Annotated in this window: 17 protein-coding genes; 13 read left to right on the top strand and 4 right to left on the bottom strand. The window is 68.6% G+C overall.

The window, feature by feature from the left end:
• The first annotated feature begins 10 nt into the window (after positions 1-10).
• The 4 genes from ACZ5KV_RS11770 (at position 11) to eutC (ending at position 4,152) form a co-directional block, all read left to right on the top strand.
• Entirely contained in the window at positions 11-523 is a 513-nt protein-coding gene (locus tag ACZ5KV_RS11770) for a TRAP transporter small permease subunit (protein ID WP_464239498.1), read from the top strand.
• Complete coding sequence (locus tag ACZ5KV_RS11775; RefSeq protein WP_464239499.1) at positions 520-1,839, top strand: TRAP transporter large permease; 1,320 nt, start codon at positions 520-522, stop codon at positions 1,837-1,839. The genes ACZ5KV_RS11770 and ACZ5KV_RS11775 overlap by 4 nt, the downstream gene beginning before the upstream one ends.
• A 61-nt stretch (positions 1,840-1,900) precedes the next feature.
• Complete coding sequence (locus ACZ5KV_RS11780) at positions 1,901-3,298, top strand: ethanolamine ammonia-lyase subunit EutB (RefSeq protein ID WP_464239500.1); 1,398 nt, start codon at positions 1,901-1,903, stop codon at positions 3,296-3,298.
• The gene (gene eutC / locus ACZ5KV_RS11785) at positions 3,295-4,152 is read left to right on the top strand and encodes an ethanolamine ammonia-lyase subunit EutC (protein ID WP_464239501.1); all 858 of its coding nucleotides are present in this window, start codon (positions 3,295-3,297) and stop codon (positions 4,150-4,152) included. The genes ACZ5KV_RS11780 and eutC overlap by 4 nt, the downstream gene beginning before the upstream one ends.
• Positions 4,153-4,247: 95 nt before the next feature.
• Here the strand turns inward: eutC and ACZ5KV_RS11790 are convergent, their stop codons facing one another.
• Positions 4,248-6,236 (bottom strand): PAS domain S-box protein, encoded by a 1,989-nt coding sequence (locus tag ACZ5KV_RS11790; RefSeq protein WP_464239502.1) that lies wholly within the window; start codon positions 6,234-6,236, stop codon positions 4,248-4,250.
• A gap of 209 nt (positions 6,237-6,445) precedes the next feature.
• On the opposite strand from ACZ5KV_RS11790, the gene rfbC reads away from it, so the two are divergent.
• From rfbC to hgcB, 9 genes are all read left to right on the top strand, one after another.
• Entirely contained in the window at positions 6,446-7,039 is a 594-nt protein-coding gene (rfbC, locus tag ACZ5KV_RS11795; RefSeq protein WP_464241837.1) for a dTDP-4-dehydrorhamnose 3,5-epimerase, read from the top strand.
• A complete protein-coding gene (locus ACZ5KV_RS11800) occupies positions 7,036-8,484 on the top strand; it encodes a mannose-1-phosphate guanylyltransferase/mannose-6-phosphate isomerase (protein WP_464239503.1) in 1,449 nt (482 codons plus the stop codon). Before rfbC ends, ACZ5KV_RS11800 begins: the two co-directional genes overlap by 4 nt.
• Before the next feature lie 504 nt (positions 8,485-8,988).
• A complete protein-coding gene (qrcA, locus tag ACZ5KV_RS11805) occupies positions 8,989-9,591 on the top strand; it encodes a menaquinone reductase multiheme cytochrome c subunit QrcA (protein ID WP_464239504.1) in 603 nt (200 codons plus the stop codon).
• 18 nt (positions 9,592-9,609) lie between these two features.
• Entirely contained in the window at positions 9,610-11,646 is a 2,037-nt protein-coding gene (gene qrcB, locus ACZ5KV_RS11810; protein ID WP_464239505.1) for a menaquinone reductase molybdopterin-binding-like subunit QrcB, read from the top strand.
• Positions 11,647-11,664: 18 nt separating this feature from the next.
• Complete coding sequence (locus ACZ5KV_RS11815) at positions 11,665-12,468, top strand: 4Fe-4S dicluster domain-containing protein (RefSeq protein ID WP_464239506.1); 804 nt, start codon at positions 11,665-11,667, stop codon at positions 12,466-12,468.
• Positions 12,461-13,753 (top strand): menaquinone reductase integral membrane subunit QrcD, encoded by a 1,293-nt coding sequence (gene qrcD / locus ACZ5KV_RS11820; RefSeq protein ID WP_464239507.1) that lies wholly within the window; start codon positions 12,461-12,463, stop codon positions 13,751-13,753. The genes ACZ5KV_RS11815 and qrcD overlap by 8 nt, the downstream gene beginning before the upstream one ends.
• Positions 13,754-14,240: 487 nt before the next feature.
• Positions 14,241-14,588 (top strand): ArsR/SmtB family transcription factor, encoded by a 348-nt coding sequence (locus ACZ5KV_RS11825; RefSeq protein WP_464239508.1) that lies wholly within the window; start codon positions 14,241-14,243, stop codon positions 14,586-14,588.
• A complete protein-coding gene (gene hgcA / locus ACZ5KV_RS11830; RefSeq protein ID WP_464239509.1) occupies positions 14,585-15,796 on the top strand; it encodes a mercury methylation corrinoid protein HgcA in 1,212 nt (403 codons plus the stop codon). Before ACZ5KV_RS11825 ends, hgcA begins: the two co-directional genes overlap by 4 nt.
• Positions 15,793-16,089 (top strand): mercury methylation ferredoxin HgcB, encoded by a 297-nt coding sequence (gene hgcB, locus ACZ5KV_RS11835; RefSeq protein ID WP_464239510.1) that lies wholly within the window; start codon positions 15,793-15,795, stop codon positions 16,087-16,089. The genes hgcA and hgcB overlap by 4 nt, the downstream gene beginning before the upstream one ends.
• A gap of 79 nt (positions 16,090-16,168) precedes the next feature.
• On the opposite strand, the gene ACZ5KV_RS11840 is transcribed toward hgcB, so the two are convergent.
• The 3 genes from ACZ5KV_RS11840 to ACZ5KV_RS11850 all read right to left on the bottom strand — a co-directional run bounded on the left by ACZ5KV_RS11840 (position 16,169) and on the right by ACZ5KV_RS11850 (position 20,211).
• Positions 16,169-17,569: a hypothetical protein gene (locus tag ACZ5KV_RS11840; protein ID WP_464239511.1), complete on the bottom strand. Its 1,401-nt coding sequence runs from the start codon at positions 17,567-17,569 to the stop codon at positions 16,169-16,171.
• A gap of 105 nt (positions 17,570-17,674) precedes the next feature.
• The gene (locus ACZ5KV_RS11845) at positions 17,675-19,369 is read right to left on the bottom strand and encodes a prepilin-type N-terminal cleavage/methylation domain-containing protein (protein ID WP_464239512.1); all 1,695 of its coding nucleotides are present in this window, start codon (positions 19,367-19,369) and stop codon (positions 17,675-17,677) included.
• Positions 19,370-19,422: 53 nt separating this feature from the next.
• Entirely contained in the window at positions 19,423-20,211 is a 789-nt protein-coding gene (locus ACZ5KV_RS11850) for a type II secretion system protein (protein WP_464239513.1), read from the bottom strand.
• Positions 20,212-20,229 lie beyond the last annotated feature (18 nt).

A 20,229-nucleotide genomic window follows, 5' to 3' on the forward strand; every position in this document is an offset into this window, starting at 1 on the left:
GCAAGAGACCTTGCCCAAAGCAATCCGACTTTACGTTCGTTACATGGACGCCATCAGCACCCGCGTCGGTCAGGCGACGCTGTATCTGGTCTTCGCCATGATGGCCATCCTGCTCTTGTCATCCATCACGCGCACCGTGTTCAATTACCCGCTGCTGTGGGCCGTCGAGTCGGCGCAGTTCACCATGTCCGCGTACTACATGCTCGGTGGCGCATTCTCCATGCTCCTGCACGCCCACGTGCGTATGGACGTGTTCTACGGCAGTTGGACCCCGCGCAAGCGTGGCGTGATGGACTCGGTGACCTCCCTGTTCCTGCTGTTCTACCTGGGCGTGCTGCTCTACGGCGGCGTTTCCAGCACCGCCTATTCCATCGAGTACGGCCAGCGCAACTACTCGGCCTGGGCGCCGCTCATGTGGCCCATCAAGGTCGTCATGGTCGCGGGCATCGCCCTGATGCTGCTCCAGGCGGTGTCCATGTTCTTCAAGGATCTTGCCCAGGCCCTGGGGAAGGAGCTGTCGTGAGCCACGAACTCATCGCGCTTTTGATGTTCTCGCTGCTGATGCTCATGCTCATGACCGGGCAGCGCGTGTTCGGGGCCATCGGCTTCATCGCGGCCCTCTTTTCCCTGTGCCTGTGGGGCGACGGCGGGGCCGAGATGCCCTTCAACGCCAGCATCGCCCTGCTGAACTGGTACCCCCTGCTGACGCTGCCGCTGTTCATTTTCATGGGCTACATCCTGTCCGAGTCGGGCATCGCCAACGACATGTACAAGATGCTGCACGTCTGGATGGGCTCGCTGCCCGGCGGGCTGGCCATCGGCACCGTGGTGCTCATGGTCGCCATCTCGGCCATGAACGGCCTGAGCGTGGCGGGCATGGCCATCGGCAGCAGCATCGCCCTGCCGGAGATGCTCAAGCGCGGCTACGACAAGCGCATGGTCACCGGCGTAATCCAGGCCGGGTCCTCCCTGGGCATCATGGTCCCGCCGAGCATCGTGCTCGTGCTTTACGGCATGATCGCCCGCCAGCCGGTGAGCCAGCTCTGGATGGCCGGGGTGCTGCCCGGGCTTTTGCTGGCCGCGCTGTTCGTCGTCTACATCGTGGTGCGCTGCTGGTTGCAGCCCGAGTTGGGCCCGGTGCTCTCCGCCGAGGAGCGCAACGTGGACCGGCGCGAGAAGCTGCGCCTGCTGCGCGCCGGGCTTTTGCCCCTGGCGATCATCTTCTCCGTCACCGGCCTGTTCATCCTGGGCGTGACCAGCCTGGTGGAAAGCTCGGCCGTGGGCGCGGTGGCCGCGCTGCTGGCCGCCTGGGCCAAGGGCCGCCTGACGCGCAAGATGATGCGCGACACCCTGCACCTGACCCTCTCGGTGAGCTGCATGTTCATGTGGATCATCCTGGCGGCCATGAGCTTCGGCGCGGTGTTCGACGGCCTGGGCGCCGTGCATGCCATCGCCCGGCTGTTCCTGGACGAGTGGGGCCTGAGCCCGTGGGGCGTGCTGATCATGATGCAGGTCTCCTACATCATCATGGGCATGTTCCTGGACGACACGGCCATGCTGGTCATCGTCGCCCCGCTGTACATCCCGCTGATCATCTCCCTGGGCTTCAACCCGGTGTGGTACGGCGTGCTGTATACCGTCACCTGCCAGATCGCCTACATGACCCCGCCCTTCGGCTACAACCTCTTCCTGATGAAGGCCATGGCCCCCAAGGAAGTCACCCTGGTGGACATCTACAGTTCCATCGTGCCCTTCGTGATCATCATGGTCGTCGGCCTGGGCATCATCATGGCTTTCCCGCAGATCGCGCTGTACCTGCCCTCGGTCTATTACAAATAGCCCTGGCGCGGCAGGGGGGCGATGGGCTAAGGGGAAACAGGCGACGAGCCGGAGGAGAAGCATGGGCACAAGCACAAGGAGCCTGCGCGAGCTTATGGCCTGGGCCACGCCCCTGCGCTCGGGCGACGTGCTGGCGGGCGTGGCCGCGCCGGACGAGGAGAGCCGCGTGCGGGCCCAGATGGCCCTGGCCGACGTGCCGCTTGCGCGCTTTCTGGACGAGGCCGTGGTGCCTTACGAGGACGACGAGGTCACCCGGCTGATCATCGACAGCCACGACGCGCGGGCCTTCGCCCCGGTGCGCTCCTTCACCGTGGGCGAGCTGCGCGACTGGCTGCTGACCGACGCGGCCGACAGCGCCGCCCTGGCCCGGCTGGCCCCGGGGCTGACCCCCGAAATGGCCGCCGCCGTCAGCAAGCTCATGCGCGTGCAGGACCTCGTGCTCGCGGCGTCCAAATGCCGGGTGGTCACGCGCTTTCGCAACACCATCGGCCTGCCGGGCACCTTCAGCGTGCGCCTGCAACCCAACCACCCGACCGACGACCTGAAGGGCATCGCCGCCTCGACCCTGGACGGGCTGTGCTACGGCTGCGGCGACGCCGTCATCGGCATCAACCCGGCCACGGACAACCTGGAGAACATCTCCCGGCTGCTCTTCATGCTCGACGGGCTCATCCAGCGCCACAAGGTGCCGACCCAAAGCTGCGTGCTGACCCACGTGACCACGACCATGGAGGCCATCGAAAAGGGCGTGCCCGTGGACCTGTGCTTTCAGTCCATCGCCGGGACCGAGCGGGCCAACGCCAGCTTCGGCATCTCCCTGGCCCTGCTGGAGGAGGCCCACGAGGCCACCCTGGCCCTGGGCCGGGGCAGCGTGGGCGACAACGTGATGTACTTCGAGACCGGGCAGGGCAGCGCCCTGTCCGCCGGGGCCCACCACGGGGTGGACCAGCAGACCCTGGAAGCCCGGGCCTACGCCGTGGCCCGGCGTTTCCGCCCGTTGCTGGTCAACACCGTGGTCGGCTTCATCGGCCCGGAATATCTCTACAACGGCAAGCAGATCCAGCGCGCCGGGCTGGAGGACCACTTCTGCGGCAAGCTGCTCGGCCTGCCCATGGGCGTGGACATCTGCTACACCAACCACGCCGAGGCCGACCAGGACGACATGGACACCCTGCTGACCCTGCTCGGCGCGGCGGGTTGCAATTTCATCATGGGCGTGCCCGGGGCCGACGACATCATGCTCAACTATCAGTCCACGTCGTTCCACGACGCCTGCTACCTGCGCCGTCTGCTGGGCCTGCGCCCGGCGCCGGAGTTCCAGGAGTGGCTGGAGGCCCTGGGCGTCCACGACGCCGCCGGGCGGCTTTTGCCCATGAGCGCGGAAAACGCGCTCCTGGCCCTGCCGCGCGAGGCCGGGGCCACGCAGGAGGGCGGCGCCGCAGGGGAGGGCGGGGCATGAGCACGACCGGGCCGATCATCACCCCCGACCATTGGAGCGAACTGCGCCGCTTCACCGAGGCGCGCATCAGCCTGGGCCGTTGCGGGGTCAGCCTGCCCCTGGCCGAGAGCCTGGCCTTCCGCCTGGCGCACGCCCAGGCCCGCGACGCCGTGTGGCAGCCCTTTCGAGTGGCCGAACTGGCCGGGGAGCTGGAAGGGGCCGGGCTGGAATGCCTGCGCCTGCAAAGCGCCGTGGCCGACCGCGGCGAATATCTGACCCGCCCGGACAAGGGCCGCCGCCTGGGCGACGCTTCGCGGGAACTGCTGGCGGCGCGCGCGGCGGGCGGAGCCGGGGGAGCGGATGGTGCGGCCTCCGGTGCCGCCCTCCATGTCGCTCCGGGCGCTGCCCCGGACGTGGTCCTGGTGGTCGGCGACGGCCTGTCCTCGCGCGCGGTGCATGAAACCGCCGGGCCTCTGGTGCGTCGTCTGGTGCCCGTGCTGCGCGGGGCGGGGCTTTGCGTGGGCCCGGTGTGTCTGGTGGAAAACGCGCGGGTGGCCGTGGCCGACGAGGTGGGCGCCCTGCTCGGCGCCCGGGTTGCGGTGATCCTTATCGGCGAGCGCCCGGGGCTCACGTCGCCCAACTCCCTGGGCATCTACCTGACCCACGGCCCGCGCCCCGGCGCCACGGACGAAGCCCGCAACTGCATCTCCAACGTGCGCCCCGGCGGCCTGAGCCAGGAGGAAGCCGTGCGCAAGCTGGCCTACCTGCTGGAAGAATCCCTGGCCCTGGGCCTGTCGGGCGTGGGCCTCAAGGACAAGATGCCCGCCGCCTACCTGCCCTTCGGCCGCCCGGCCCCCCCGGCCCTGGAGGGCTGAGGCTTCCTGGTCCGCGCTTTGGGCCGGGCATGAAGAAAGGCGCCCCACGGCGCCTTTTTCACGTTCCGGTTCCGGTGTGGCTGACCGCCCCGCCCTCAGTCCGGCAGTTCCACGTTGATCCAGAAATGCACGGTGGTGCCCTGGCCCACGGCGCTTTCCACGGTGATGATGCCGCCCATGAGCGTCACCAGACGCTTGACGATGCCCAGGCCCAGGCCCGTGCCCTCGTATTTGCGGTTCTTGGCCCAGTTGAGCTGCACGAAGGGGTCGAAGATGCTGTCGAGCTGGTCGGCGGGGATGCCGATGCCCGTGTCGGTGACGGTGAACAGCAGCCGGGCCAGCCTGGGGTCCGCGCCTTTGCGCAGGATGCGCGTGCGCACGCGCACGCTGCCCTGGTGGGTGAATTTCACCGCGTTGCCCACGAGATTGAAGAGAATCTGGCGGATGCGGCCTTCGTCGCCAGCCACGGTTTCGGGCACGGCCACGTCCACCTCGTAGCCCACGTCGAGCCCCTTGCGCAGGCTCTGCTCGCGGAAGGTGTTGCACACGGTGCGCACGGTGTGCCGCAGGCGGAAGGGCCTGCGCGCGAGCACGATCTTGTCGGCCTGGAGCTTGGAAAAATCCAGGATGTCGTTGATGATGGCCAGCAGGCCTTCGCCCGCCTGCAGGGCGGTCTGGATGCAGTCGCGCTGCTCGGCGTCGAGGTCGGTGTCCAGCAGCACGTCGAGCATGCCCAACACGCCGTTCATGGGCGAGCGCAATTCGTGGCTCATGTTGGCCAGGAATTCATCTTTCATCTTGGTGGCGTTTTCGGCCAGGTCGCGCGCGCGGCGCATGGCCTCCTCGCTGCGCTTGAGCCCGGTGATGTCCGTGGCGACCTCGATGGCCCCGGCCAGGGAGCCGTCGGGCGCGAAGGAGGGGTAGCCCTTGACCAGCCAGGTCCGCCCGCCCTCGCCCTCCACCTCGGCCTCCACGGGCGTGCCCAGGCGCAGGGCCTGATCCACGGGGCAGGGGCTGGCGGCGCAGGATTTCTTGTAGCCGTGCCAGACGGCGTAGCAGCGCTTGCCGCGCAGTTCTTCGGGTTCGCCGCCCGCCAGGGAGCGGGCCGCGCGGTTGGCCCACAGGATGCGCTTGTCCGGGGTCTGGTAGAGCACGCACTCGGAGATGGTGTCCAGGATGAGTTTTTTTTCGTGCTCCGAGGCGCGCAGGGCGTTCTCGGCGGCCTTGCGCTCGGTGATGTCCATGCCCGTTTCCCACACCGCCCAGCCGGGCAAGGGGTGTTCGCCGGAGATGCGCGTCCACAGGATGGTTTTTACGCTGCCGTCGGCGGCGGCGGTTTCGGCTTCGCGTCCCGCGAAGTCGCCCGCCTCGCCGTGCAGGGTTTCCATGCGCCTGCGGTAGTCGGGGTCGGGAAAGAGCAGGGCCCGGGCCCCGGGGTTGCCGATGATGTCCGCCGCCTTGTAGCCCAGCACGCGCTCGCACTCGCGGTTCCAGAACACGTAGTTGCCCTCGGCGTCGTGGGCGTGGATGAGCACGGGCAGGCGCTCCACAAGCTGGCGCAGGCGCTGCTCGCTTTCCCATATGGCGGCCTCGGTGCGCTTGCGGTCGGTGATGTCGTGCAGCACGCAGACGAAGCCCCGGGGGCTGCCGTCGGGGGCGGCCAGGGCGCGGGTGGTCAGGTCGGCCCACAGGGTGGAGCCGTCCTTGCGCAGGAGTTTCTTTTCATAGTGGAACGCCGCCGGGCCGCCCCGGCGTGCCGATTCCACCAGGGCCCGGGTGTGCTGCACGAAATCCGGATGCGTCACGGCGGTGGCGGGTAGCCCCAGCAGTTCATCGCGATCGTAGCCGACCATGTCCATGAAGGTCTGGTTGGCGGCGGTGATGACGCCTTCGGAGTCCTGAATGGTGATGCCCGAGGCGGCGTTGTCGAAGATGGTCCGGAACTGCTCCAGGCGGTGGCGCAGGTCGGCGTTTTCGGCTCCCAGGCGGGCGCGCAGGGCCTCCAGCTCGGCGTTTTTGGCGTCGAGTACGGCCTGGAGACGGTCGATTTCGTCCTGCTGGTCCTGTGCTGTGTCTGTGCTCACGTCCTGTTCCGCTTGGCCCGGAGATGGCGGAGTGCCGTTTGTGGCGCAGTTTCGTGGATTGGGCACGGATTGTCAACGTCTTTGGCCCCGTGGACGGCGCGGTTGTTGTCTGCGCGGGCAAAGGCTGATAGATGACCCGTGAGCGCGCCGGGCGCGGACATGGGGCCGGACGCGCCCCGACGGGCCGGGCGGAAAAGGAGGGCGACACGGTGCAGGTGCGCACGACGGGCATTCCGGGGCTGCTGGTGCTGACGCCCCGGGTCTTTGCCGACCAGCGGGGCTTTTTCATGGAAACCTACAGCCGCAAGGCCCTGGCCGAGTGCGGCGTGGCCTGCGAGTTCGTGCAGGACAACCACGCCCTGTCCCGGGCCGCCGGAGTGCTGCGCGGGCTGCACTTCCAGGCGCCGCCCTCGGCCCAGGCCAAGCTGGTGCGCGTGTCGCGCGGGGCGGTGTACGACGTGGCGGTGGACCTGCGCGTCGGCTCCCCGGCCTACGGCACCTGGCACGCCGAAACCCTCACCGCCGACAACCACGCCCAGATGTTCATCCCGGCGGGCTGCGCCCACGGCTACGCGACCCTGGCCCCGGACACCGAGTTCCAGTACAAGGTGGACGCCTACTACGACCCCGCGCGCGACGCGGGCATCCTGTGGAACGACCCGGACCTGGGCATCCCCTGGCCGGTGGACGGGCCCGTGCTGTCCGACAAGGACCGCGTCCTGCCGCGTCTGGCCGATTTCGTTTCACCCTTTGTCTTTTCCGCTCCGGCCGCCCCCGGCCCGCACCAGGAGGAATGCCGATGACCAGCGACGCTGCCGCCCGGGCCCTGCACGGCTGTCAGGCCCTGATCCTGGCCGGAGGCTCCGGCACCCGGCTGTGGCCGTACTCGCGCACGCTCCTGCCCAAGCAACTCCTGGCGCTGACCGGCACGGCCACCATGCTCCAGCAGACCGCCGCCCGGGCCCTGGAGGTCTTCGCCCCGGCCGACGTGTGGGTGGTCACCAACGAGGAGCAGTTCTTCGAGGTGCGCGGGCAGGTGGCCGGGGTGAGCCCGGAGCTGGAGGGCCAGGTTCTGGCCGAGCCCATGCGCCGCAACACCCTGCCCGCCATCCTGCTGGGCATGGCCCGGGCGGTGGAGCGCGACCCCGAGGCCCTGGTGGCCGTGTTCCCTTCCGACCATCTGATCCACAAGCCGGCAGTCTGGCACGAGGCCCTGGGGCGCGGCGCGGCTCTGGCCCGCCAGGGCTGGTTCGTGACCTTCGGCGTGGTGCCCGACAAGCCCGAAACGGGCTACGGCTACATCGAGCGCGGGGCGGACCTGGGGCAGGAGTGCTTCGAGGTGGCCCGGTTCGTGGAGAAGCCCGACCTGGACACGGCCCGCCGCTTCCTGGCCGGGGGCGAGCACTACTGGAACAGCGGCATGTTCGTCTTTCAGGTCCGGGCCTTCCTGGAGGCCGTGGAGCGCTTCCAGCCCGAGCTGGCGGCGTGGTGGGCGGCGCGCGACAGCCAGCCCCTGGCCCGGGGCTACGCGGCCCTGCCCGACGTGTCCGTGGATTACGGCATCATGGAGCACGTCGCGCGCCAGGCCGTGGTCCGCGCCGATTTCGGCTGGGACGACCTGGGCAGTTGGGAGGCCCTGTACCGCCTGGGCGCCAAGGACGCGGGCGGCAACGTGGTCCAGGGCGACGTGCTGGCCATGGACTGCAAGGACAGCCTGCTGCTCTCGCGCGGGGGCAAGCTGGCCGCCGTGGAGGTGGACGGGCTCATCGTGGTTCAGACCCGCGACGCCACGCTCATCTGCCCCAAGGACAAGGTGCAGCGCGTCAAGGACGTGGTCGAGCGCCTGCGCGCCGAGCAGAGCCGGCTGGTGGAGGCCCACGTCACCGTGCGCCGCCCCTGGGGCAGCTACACGGTGTTGGAGGAGGGGCCGCACTACAAGATCAAGCGCATCGAGGTGCTGCCCGGGGCATGGCTTTCGCTGCAAAAGCACCACCACCGCAGCGAGCACTGGGTGGTCATCTCCGGCACGGCCCAGGTGCGCGTGGACGACCGCGAGATCCTGCTCTACGAGAACCAGTCCGTGGATATTCCCAAGACGGCCCTGCACCGCCTGGGCAACCCCGGCAAGGTGCCCGTGGAGATCATCGAAATCCAGTCCGGCCCGTATCTGGAAGAGGACGACATCGTGCGCTTCGACGATGTGTACGGCCGCGCCGGGGAGGAGCCCGGGGCCGGGGAGCAGGGCTAGGCCGGGCGCGCGGGGCGAGGCGATACGTTTTTTTGCCGTCCGGCGGGGTGCGCATGGGCCGCGCCCGGGACGGCGGCCAAGCACCTTGCGGGCGCGGGCACCGGCGCGCGGGCCTTTGCCGGACCTTGCCGGGCCCGGCGGGTGCATTCCGGAACATGCGTGGCGGCGGATGGATTTTTCCGGGCCGTCCGGGCGCGGGGCGGCGGGGCGCGCAAGCCCGGTTTTCCTCCGGAAATGGAGGACAATCCAGGGAAATCATATTCGTGAATTATTTCATTAAGCCTTGACACGCCAGGGCGGACATGCCTAGAACTGCTGCGTCTCCCTGAGACTTTTTCCATGGTTGTGCCCCCCGCCAGAACGCGTCGTCCGGCATCTCTCGGCCGGACGGGCAGACGTGTTCCAGCGGGGTCGTGGCAAGGGCCCAAGGGCCGTCCCTCCCGGGTGGGATGCCGGGACGAGCGCCCGGTGAGCAACTCTTTTACAAGGATGAGGCGAGAGCACATGGTGAAGAAAACTTCAGGAAGCGGAGGAGCGTTGCCCTTCTTCATCGGGTTCGTGGCAATACTTCTCGTGGGCTGGTGGTGGTTCCCCCGGGTGCTGTTCAGCGTCGAGCAACAGCCCATCCGGTTCAGCCACCTCGTCCATGTGGACAATGCCGGAATGGCCTGCGAGGACTGTCACTACCTCAACGAGGACGGCTCCTTCAGCGGCCTGCCCTCGACCGAGTCCTGCGCCGATTGCCATACCGACGCCATGGGCGAAGACCCCGAGGAGCAGCGCTTCATCGACGAGTACGTCAACGAGGAGAAAGAGGTGCCGTGGCTGATCTACCAGGATCAGCCCGACAACGTGTTCTTCTCCCACGCGGCCCATGCCGCGCAGGACTGCACCACCTGCCACCCCGACGTGGGCGCCAGCGACACCCCGCCCCTGCTCTACCGCAACAAGCTGACCGGCTACTCCAACGGCGGCTACAAGATCGTGTTCGGCAGGGGAGTGGGCGTGGACCCGGCCTACAGCCGCGGGACCATGAAGATGTGGGAATGCGAGCGCTGCCACGCCGAGAACGGCCAGAGCAACGCCTGCTACGTCTGTCATCGCTAGCAACGAGGTGGCGAAGTCATGAATAGAAGAACCTTCCTGAGTTTTGCCGCCGGTGCCGGGGCGGGGCTGATGATCACCCCGATCCCCTGGAAGCTGACGGACGATGTTTCCATCTGGTCCCAGAACTGGAAATGGAACCCCAAGGTTCCCAAGCGCGACGTGTATTTCGCCGAGATGGCCTCCAAGCTCGACCCCTCCGGGGCGGGCGTGCGCGTGGCCATGGTCGACGGCGTGCCCGTGGGGCTGGCCTCCAGCGCGAATCATCCGCTGTCCGGCGGCGGCGTGTCGGCCCTGGCCGCGGCCGAGGTCGGCCTGCTCATGAGCCCGGCGCGCGTGCGCCAGCCCATGGTGCGCACCGAGGCGGGCCTTGCGCCCATCTCGTGGGACGACGCCGAAGCCCTGCTGGCCGAAAAGCTCGGTCAGGCCAAGGGCGACGTGGCCATGGTCAGCGGCGACGACACCGGCACGGCCAACGAAGTCTTCGCGGCCCTGATGCACAAGCTCTCCGGCTCATTCTACATGATGCCCGGCGAGACCCAGAGCGCCCACAAGGCCCTGGAAAAGCTCGGCGGCGAAGGCCATCTGGCCTACGACATCGAAGGCGCGGACTACGTGCTGCTGCTGGGCGCCGACGCCCTGGAAAGCTCCGGCACCGCCGTGCGCAACGCCCGGGCCTTCTCCCAGAGCCACCCCTCGGGCCAGCCCGCCACGGCCAAATACGTCTACGCCGGGCCGGTGCTGAACAACACCGCCGTGGTCTGCGACCAGTGGATCCAGGCCCGCCCCGGCGCCGCGGCCTCCGTGGCCCTCGGGTTGGTCCATGCGCTCATGGAGCGCGGCGCCACCGCCCAGGCCAAGGGGCTGGACGCCTTCCGCAGCGACGTGGCCGCCAACTACAGCCCCGCGCGCATCGAGCGCGAGACGGGCGTGCGCGCCGACACCCTGCGCAAACTGGCCGCCGAGCTTGCCGCCGCCAAACGCCCCCTGGTCATCGCCGGGTCGGAGTTCGGCCAGGGCGCCGGTGCCCGGGCGCTGATGGCCTCCCTGGGCCTGAACGCCATGCTCGGGCGCATCAACGTGGCCGGGGGCGTGAAGATCGTGCCCGAGGCCCCGGTGGTCGTGGACGGCGCGGGTTCCGCCGCCAGCCGCTACAGCGCCGATCTGGTGCCCTTCCTGAAAAAATTGGCCGAAGGCAAGGCCGGCGCCGGTGTGCTGCTGGTCTACGACGCCAACCCGGCCTACGCCCTGCCCCAGGCCGAGCTGATGGCCCAGGCCGTGCGCCGCGCGGGCTTCACCGTGAGCTTCGCGAGCTTCATGGATGAGACCGCCGAACTGGCCGACCTGGTGCTGCCCAGCAGCATGGCCCTGGAGCGCTACGACGACGTGTACACGCCCTACGGCGCCGGGCAGGCGGTCTACAGCCTGAACCGGCCCCTGGCGCACCCGGCCTTCGACACCCGCGCCAGCGCCGACGTGCTGCTCTCCGTGGCCCGCAGGCTGGACATCGACCTCGGCTACCGCGCGTTCAAGGACGTGCTGCGGGCCAAGGCCGTGGCCCTGGGCGCGGACTGGAAGGCCCTGTCGCGCGGCGCCACCTGGACCAGCGCGGCGACCGTCGCGCTCGTGCCCGACCTGAGCGCCGCCGCGGCCCCCGCGCCGCGCGCCCTGGGCGAGGGCCTGCTGGCCCTGGCCCCGGTGGCCAAGCACAACCTGGGCTCGGCCAAGGTGGCCCTGCCGCCCTATAACGCCGCCACGGTGCGCAGCGCGGACCTCATGGTCCAGATGAACGCCAAGACCGCGCGCCTGAGCGGCGTGGCCGAGGGCCAGACCGTGCGCCTGAGCGGCCCCGGCGGGGAAATGACGGCCAGGGTCCACGTCACCGAGAAGGTCATGACCGGCGTCGTCGCCGCGCCCCTGGGCTTCGGCCACACGGCGTGGGACGAGTTCCACCGGGGCCTGGGCGACAACGCCTACAAGGTCCTGGCCGCGGCCGACGACCCCGAGACCGGCCTGTCCGTGTGGTCCGACACCCGGGTGAACATCGCCACCGCCTAATCGAAGAGGGTAAGCAATATGTCCACTTTCCAAGACTTCCCGATCAGATGGGGCATGGTCATCGACATTGACAAATGCACGGGCTGCGGCGCGTGCGTGGTGGCCTGCAACAAGGAAAACAACATCGCGCCGCAGGAAAACCAGTTGCAGCGCATCGCGGGCAAGGGCTTTCCCACCCGCTTCAAGAAGATCGAGTGGCTGACCATCTACGAGCTTTCCGACGGCAGCGACACGGCCTACCTGCCCCGGCCGTGCATGCAGTGCGGCATGCCCTCGTGCGTGTCGGTCTGCCCGGCCATCGCCACGGACAAGAACGAGAACGGCGGCATCGTCAGCCAGATTTACCCGCGCTGCTTCGGCTGCCGGTATTGCATGGCCTCGTGCCCCTACCACGCCCGCGTGTTCAACTGGGACCAGCCCGTGTGGCCCGAGGGCATGGAAAAGCAGCTCACCCCGCACACGTCGGTCCGCTCGCGCGGCGTGGTCGAGAAATGCACCTTCTGCCACCATCGCCTGATGTACGCCAAGGACGCCGCCCGCGTGGCCGGTGAGGACCCCGAGAAGCTGGCCGACGGCGCCTACGTGCCCGCGTGCGGCGAGGCGTGCCCCACCGGCGCCATCACCTTCGGCGACGTGAAGAACCCCGAGCACGCCGTCTACGAGCTGGTCCGCAGCCCGTACACCTTCCGGCTGCTGGAGCGCCTGGGTACCGATCCGCAGGTCTATTACATGAGCAAGCGCGCCTGGGTCCGCCTGCAGGGCGACAACTACCTGGCCAATGAAGAAGCCCAAGCGGGCGAGGGAGGGGCTCACCATGGATAGAGCACTGTGGCCTGAAGGAGTCGAGCGCTGCTCGCTCGGCAAATTCCTGCTGTGGCTCGGCGCGTGCGGGGTGGTCTTCGCCCTGGGCGCCTACGAGGCCATCATGATCCTGTTCCCGGACGGTCTGGCGCGCACCGCGCTGGACAACTACTTCGGGTTCGGCCTGTGGATCACCTTCGACCTGGCGGTCATCGCCCTGGGCGCGGGCGCCTTCTTCACCGGCCTGCTCAAGTACATCCTGGACATCAAGGAGCTGGAAAAGATCGTCAACCTGACGGTCATCATCGGCTTTTTGTGCTACTCCGGCGCCATGCTCATCCTGGCCCTGGACGTGGGCCAGCCGCTGCGCTCCTGGTTCGGCTTCTGGCACCCCAACGTCCACTCCATGCTGACGGAAGTGATGTTCTGCATCACCTGCTACCTCATGGTGCTGACTCTGGAGTTCGTGCCGAACATCCTTGAGAACCGCAAGCTGAACCAGATTCCGCTGCTGCACAACATCGCGCACAACTTCCACTACGTGATGCCGCTCATCGCGGGCATCGGCGCGTTCCTGTCCACGTTCCACCAGGGTTCCCTGGGCGGCATGTACGGTGTGCTCTTCGGCCGCCCCTACGTGCTGCGCGACGGGTTCTTCATCTGGCCGTGGACGTTCTTCCTGTTCGTGCTCTCCGCCGTGGGCTCCGGCCCGTGCTTCTCGGTGCTGGTGGTCAAGTTCATGGAGCTGCTCACGGGCAAGAAGCTGGTGGATTGGAAGGTCAAGCGCCTGATGTGCAAGATCGCGGGCACCATGCTGACCCTGTACGTCTTCCTGAAAATCCTCGACACCTGGGCCTGGGCCACGGACGTTCTGCCGCGTTCCGGCCTGACCTGGGACCAGATGTTCAACAGCGAGCTGGGCTACGGCGTGGGCCTGCTGTGGGCCGAAATCGGCCTGTGCGGCATCGTCCCGGCGGTGCTGCTGATGGTGCCCCGCTTCCGCAACATCCCGGCCCTGCTGTACACCGGCGCCATCCTGTCCTGCGTCGGCGTGACCATCAACCGTTACGTGTTCACCGTCCAGGCCCTGGCCATCCCGGTCATGCCCTTCGACAAGTGGTACGGGTACGTGCCGAACTGGGCCGAGTGGGGCCCGTCGGTGATGGTCGTGGCCTACGGCTTCATCGTGACCTCCCTGGCCTACCGCTACCTGCCTGTGTTCCCGCAGGAGGTGGCCCTGAACGCCAAGCCCGCCGCCCCGGCGCCCGCCCCGGCGGCGCCCGCCGAGGCCGAGCAGCCCGCCTAGGGCCGCAAGCGGATTCCATGTGCTCCAGGGGCCCGGCCGATTGGCCGGGCCCCTTTGCGTGGCGCCGCCGGATTCGCCCGCCCAGCGGCCAGCGCTGGCCGCTGGGCAAGACGCGCGGGCCTGCGCAACGGCCAGTGCCGGTCCCTGCGGGTCTTCCTCGTGCTCCGGGGAGGGGCGGGCCTCCGGGCCTTGGCCCAGGGGGTTCCCGTACCGGGGGCGGACGGGCGGTGGATGCGCCCGCGCCCGGCTTGAGCGGGCCCCGTCTTTCCGGGTTGCGGGGAAGGGGGCGCGGCACCGGGCGGCTCTCGGAAGCCGCCCCGGCGTCCTGTCCGCAGGAAGGGTTTCGGCCAAAGGCAATTCTCCGGCCCGGATTCCGGAGCTCCCCGGAAGGCTTGACTCTTTGCCCCGCATTCGTTAATCGTCGATGAACGATATGGTTGCCCCCCGCAGGAAGACTCCGGCGGGAGGAACGGCAGGGAGGGACGACATGGCGGACGAAACGGGCAGCGGCTGCCCGCCCGGAGTGGAGAACGGACTTGCCGCCGCCGGAGAGCTGGCCTTGCTGTGCAAGGGGCTGGCCCACCCGGCGCGGGTGCGCATCGTGGAGCATCTGGCCCGCGAGGGGCGCTGCATCTGCGGCGGGATTGTGGAAATCATGCCCCTGGCGCAATCCACGGTGAGCCAGCACCTGAAGGTTCTCAAGGATTGCGGCCTGGTGCGCGGAGAGATCGAGGGGCCGCGCACCTGCTATTGTCTGGACCCCGAGGGGCTGGCGCGTTTCATCCGTCTGGCCGACGCCCTGGGGCGCGGCGCGGCGGCAGGAGGAAAGCCATGAAGCTGGAGCCGTTGCCGAAGGGACACGCGCCGGATGTGGACGGGTGCACGCAGGCCGGGGGCGATGCCCGCGGCGGGGCTCCCGGGGGCTCCGCGCGTGCCGCCGCGCCCTGCTGAGGCCCGAAGACCGAGTCCGGGTTCGGACTCGAAGACAGGCCGGGTTTCCGGCGCGAGCCGTTCGTGCTGGAGTTCGTTCCCACGGCCGCGGGCCCGGTGCCGCGCGTGGACACCCGCCTGGGCTGCCGCGACCGGATGGGCACCGCCCTGGCGCGCCTGGGCGCCGTGCGCGACGACTACAAGGTCGTGCCGGGATTGTATGCCGTGGGGTATCCGGCCCCCGGGGCCCCGGTGGTGGTCACGGCCAACTACAAGCTGAGTTTCGACGCCGTGCGTGCGGCACTGGACGGCGCGGACGCCTGGGTGCTCGTGCTGGACACCCATGGCATCAACGTGTGGTGCGCGGCGGGCAAGGGGACATTCGGCACCGGGGAACTGGTGCGGCGTATCGGCGCGGTCGGGCTGGACACGGTGGTGGCACACCGCAGGGTGATCGCGCCGCAACTCGGGGCGCCGGGAATCTGCGCGCGCGAGGTGCGCAGGCGCAGCGGATTCACGGTGCGTTTCGGGCCGGTGCGTGCGCAGGATCTGCGGCCCTGGCTGGAGCGCGGCGGCGAGGTGTCCGAGGCCGAGCGCGAGGTGACGTTTACCCTGGTCGAGCGCGCGGTGCTGGTGCCGGTGGAGTTCTGGCTGCTGCGGCGCATGGTGCCCTGGGTGCTGCTGGGGGCTGCGGTGCTCTCGGGCATCGGGCCGGGCTGGTTTTCGCTCGATGCGGCGTGGCGACGCGGGCTGCTGGCGGTGGCGGCCTGCATGGCGGGGGTGTTGGCCGGAGCCGGGCTCGTGCCCCTGGCGCTGCCCTGGCTGCCCGGGCGGGCCCTGGCGCTCAAAGGCGCCGTGGCCGGGGCGGCCTGCGGCCTGGGGCTGGCCCTGTGGGCCGGAGCCGGAGCCCTGGGCGGGCTGGGGCTCACGCTGTGGGCCACGGCCCTGGGCTCGCATCTGGGCATGAATTTCACGGGTTCCACGCCCTATACGTCGCCCTCGGGCGTGGAGCGCGAGATGCGCGTGGCTTTGCCGCTTCAGGCCGGGGCGCTGCTGCTGGGCGCTGCGGCCTGGGTTACGGCGGCCTTCAGCGGGCCGGGAGGTGGGCAATGAAGCGCTTCCGGTACCTGACCGGAGTGGTCAGCCTGGCCCTGGACGCGCGGGCCTGCGTGGGTTGCGGCATGTGCGTCACGGTGTGCCCGCACCGGGTGTTCGCCCTGGAAGGCGGCCGGGCCGTACTGCGCGACCGCGACGCCTGCATCGAATGCGGCGCCTGCTCCCGCAACTGCGCCCCGGGCGCCGTGACCGTGAAGCCCGGCACGGGCTGCGCCACGTTGCTCATCCAGTCCTGGCTGCGCGGGCTCGGGTTGCCGGGTCGCGACGGCGGCACCTGCTGCGGCGAATAAGGTCCGGCGCGGCGCAAACACGACACGGCCCGGGGGGACTCCCTCCCGGGCCGTGTCTGCACGCCGTGGCGGTGTTCGCTCAGTAATAGACGCGCGTGGCGTTGTACCAGTCCGCAATGTCGGTTGCGTTGAGTGCGTAATCGTAGATGACGATCTCGTCGATGTAGCCGTCGAAATAGCGCCCGCTGTTTTCTTCCTTGCCGATATACATGGTGTAGACAGCCGCGCCCGATGCCGGACCCAGGTCGGGGCCTGTGGGTTGGGTGTTGGCGAAGTTGCCCGCCGGGGAGACCCATAAGTCCGCGGCGATATTCTCGCTGACGTACATCGTGGCCCTGTGTTCGGTGCTCTCCACGTTGGCGGCATCGGGATCGGTCGCCGCCATGGTCGTCGCGAAGAAGTGCCAGCCGCCGTCATGGTGACGCCCGGCAGGCAGGGCGCGGGTGTTGGCGTCGACATCGGCGTGGAACGCGTTGGAGTTGTTGCCTCCGCCGCCGTTCACGCCGTCGTTGCGGCTGGCCTTGAAGACGGTCTCCCCGGCAAAATGGGTTTGCCCGTTCGGCCCCCACAGGGCCACCCAGAAGGTTCTGTCGTCCCAGTCGGTGCCGTCCTGGCGGCTGATGATGGGCTCATAGTCGCCGACCGTGGCGTCGCGCGTCTTGAACCAGCCCATGATGGTGAACTGGTCCAGGCGGTAGGTCGCGGAATTGAGCACTTCAAGAGCGCCATCGGCGGTGCCGTCCACGGACAGCACGTTGCCCATGCCGCCCCCGGCACTTGTGCTGGAGACGATGGACGCGCCGCTGCCGAAGCTCAGGTTGGTGTCGGTCATGTCGTCCATGGGCAGGGTGGCCAGGGGGCTGCCGGGCGGATCGGGCCTGTAGTCCGAGCAGTCGAACTTGTCGCGCAGGAAGTCCAGGGTCACGAACTCCACGATGTCGTCGAACTGCCGGTCAGCGCCGACGATCTGAGAGCCGAACGATTTCAGGGTCACGCTCCTGGAGCCGCCCTGCACGTCGGCATACGAGGCGGGAACGACGACCAGATCCAGCTCATGGTTCTGCCCGGGGCTGGCGACCACGAAGGCCACGTCGGCGGTGGTGGTTCCGCCCGCGTCGGTAACGGACATGCCGGTGCCGCCGAATCGGCAGATGTCGTCTTCCCAGATCTTGCCGCCGGTGGAGTTGGTGTTGGGCAGGATGTAGACGATGCCCTGACCGGTGGCGTCCAGGCGGGCCTTGATGTTGCCCGGCACGAGGGGAATCGTGGCGTTGGTGTCGGCTTCGGGCAGGTGCTCGTTGGCCAGCACGTAGCCGGTGATCTCCTCGCGGGCCTCGGCTACGGCGTTTTTGTTCTTCCTGGCGGCGTCGGTTTTGATGTCCGAGAACAGGCGGGGCAGGGTGGTCGCCAGCAGGACGCCGAACAGGATGAGCACGAGGGCCATCTCGACAAGGGTAAAGGCGCGGGTGCGAAAATTCATGGTCTGCTCCGGTCGGCCGCGCCGGGAACGGGTCGGGCCCCGGGGCCGGGCTTGGAGGCTGTGGCGAAATGCGTGACGGCGCTCATGGGTCTGCCGGGGGTGGCCCTAGAGGAACTTGAGCCCGAAGTCGGACACGATGATGGTCTGCCCCGTGGCCACGGCGTCGGAACTCATGGTCCAGCCGAAGCGGATGGTGGGCCAGGTGTTGGGGTTGGCGTGGAGCACGTGGTGAATCTTGTTGCCGTTGCCGTCGCGCGAGGCGTTGCCTTCCCACTGCTCGGTGAGGTCCGCGCAGTTGGAGCAGTCCATCCAGACGGTGGCGTTGTACCAGCCGGGGGCGGCCGGGTTGGCGTACACCTCGATGCGCACGTGCTTTTCCAGGCCGTCTTCGAGCCAGTTGCGCTTGTTGTCTCCGGCGCCGGTGGCGTTGGTGAAGCCCGGGATGTTCTTGGGGCCGAGGGGCGAAAGGTCGTCCTGGCAGGCGGCGTAGGTGTTGGCGTCGGCATCGGCGGAGTCGGCGGCGATGGAGGCGCTGTCCAGGGTCGGGTTGAAGGGCCTGGAAGAACCGCTGGTGACGGGCGTCACGCTCACACCGCTGGCGCTGGCGGCGGGGATGTCCTCGCCGTGCTTGTTGCTCTGGGCGTTGCCGGTCCAGTAGACCAGGGCGGAGTGGTTGTAGCCGGGGTCGCATTTGCTGCCGTCGGCGAAGGTATCCACTTCCACGGCCATCTTGGGCGCGGAAACGCCGCCGTCGGCGCCCAGGTCGCCCGCCACTTCGCTGTAGCCCATCCAGCTATCGCTGCCCGTGGCGGCGCCGCAGGACTGCGGGCCGTTGTTGCCGTCCACCAGGGCGAAGGTGAAGCCGCCGCCGTGGCCGCGGTTCTGGTCGGCGGCGTCGGCGTCGAGCTGGAAGGTGAAGTAGGCGCGCACGCCGTCACCCCAGTCGCACACGCCGTTGCCGCGCCCGTCGCCCGCGTTGGCGTCGGAGCAGTTGCCCGCCGCGCTGCTGCCCTGGTACCACACGCAGGCCGCGCTGGGCGAGGTCGTGGCCTCCATTTCGATGGTGCCCTCGGTGATGTTGACGCTCACGGAGCCGCCGCCCGCGGCGTGCGGGTCGGCGCTGGTGCTGGCGCCGCCCTGGCTGGCTCCGGCGAAGTCGACCATGTTCTGGGAGAAGGAGACATCGGAGCCGGGCGGGTTGTACGAGTTGTTGGCGCTGGTGCAGACCTTGCTGCGCAGGTAGTTGTAGGAGACGTAGAGCACCGTGTCGTCGTAGGCCTCCAGGTCGTCGGAGCGCTTCACCGCGGCGCTCGCGTCGTCGTTGGGCACCCGGGGGTCGTAGAGGGTGATCTCGTTGTCGCTGTTCGGATCGGTGAACTGCTGCGTCAGGTTGCGCCCGGGGCTGGCGATGACGAAGGCGATGTTCTTGTAGCTGTTCGACGCGGGAGAACTGCCGTCGGGCATGATCTCCTCGATGGTGTACAGGTCGTCCTCGTCGGGCACGGAGTCGCAGATGGAGGACGCCGTGAGCGCCGAGGGGGCGATGTAGATCAGGGTGTTGCCGTAGGGGTCGACCCTGGTGCCCAGTTCATCGGCCGTGGGCAGGCGCTTGTTGATGATGGCGAAGCCGATGATTTCGTTTTTGACCTGCTCGGCATAGGAGCTGGCCGCGGAGGATTTTTCGCGCTTGATCATGTCGGTGACGATGGGCGCCACAAGGCCCACCAGCAGGCCGATGATGACCAGCACGATGGCCATTTCGATGAGCGTGAACGCTCGGCGTACGCTACGGGATGTCACGGTTTCCCCTCTCTGGTTGTCCGATTCGTCCCGCCTGCGCGCGGGACGGCCCGCTACTGCGCCAACAGGGTGCGCAGTTCCGGGGCGGTCAGATACACATAGATGTCGTCGTCGCCTTCAATGGTCCACGAGACGGAGTAGTCCGGGGGCGTCTCGCGGTCGAAGTCCGGCGGGTCGTCCGGGTCCAGGGGCGCGGCCAGGGCGCCGCCGGAGAACAGGTCGCGGTAGGACGAATCGTCCAACAGCCCGTCCGCCCCGGCGCTGACGAGCACGAAGACCACGTAATTCACATAATTGCCGTTCATGTCGATGACCTGCGAGTCGGGCTCGGCATTGTCGTCGCTCGGTTTTTCATGTTTGTACGGCGTGGTGCCGTTGACGCCCTGGTAGGCCAGGCTGGCCACGTGCTTCCCGCCCTGGCTCAGGGGTTCCAGGATGCCGGTGGTGCTGTTCTGGGCCAGGCCCTCGATGTAGTACATCCGGCGGCCCCAGGGGTCGAGCTTGCCGCACAGGCAGGCGTCCACGTCCATGCCCAGCGTGCCGTCGTCGTCGAAATTGCCGCCTTCCTCGCAGTCCAGGTTCGCCGTGTAGGTCGGGTAGCTGTTGTTGTGGAACATCCGGCGCACGAGGCAGTCGCGCACCTCCGTGAGGTTGGTCTTGGCCACGGCCAGACGGCGGCCCTGGGTCACGGCGTTCCATCCCACAGTGCCTGCTGCCAGGATGATGCCGATGATGACGATGACCACGGACAACTCGATGAGCGTGAAACCCGCGCGACCCCGCTTGCGGGGGCGCCAGGCGCCCGAGGCCGGAGTGGGCGTGGCGGCTGTGCTGTGTTTCATTGTGTGCGCTGTCCTGCC

The sequence above is a fragment of the Desulfocurvus thunnarius genome, assembly GCF_055390965.1.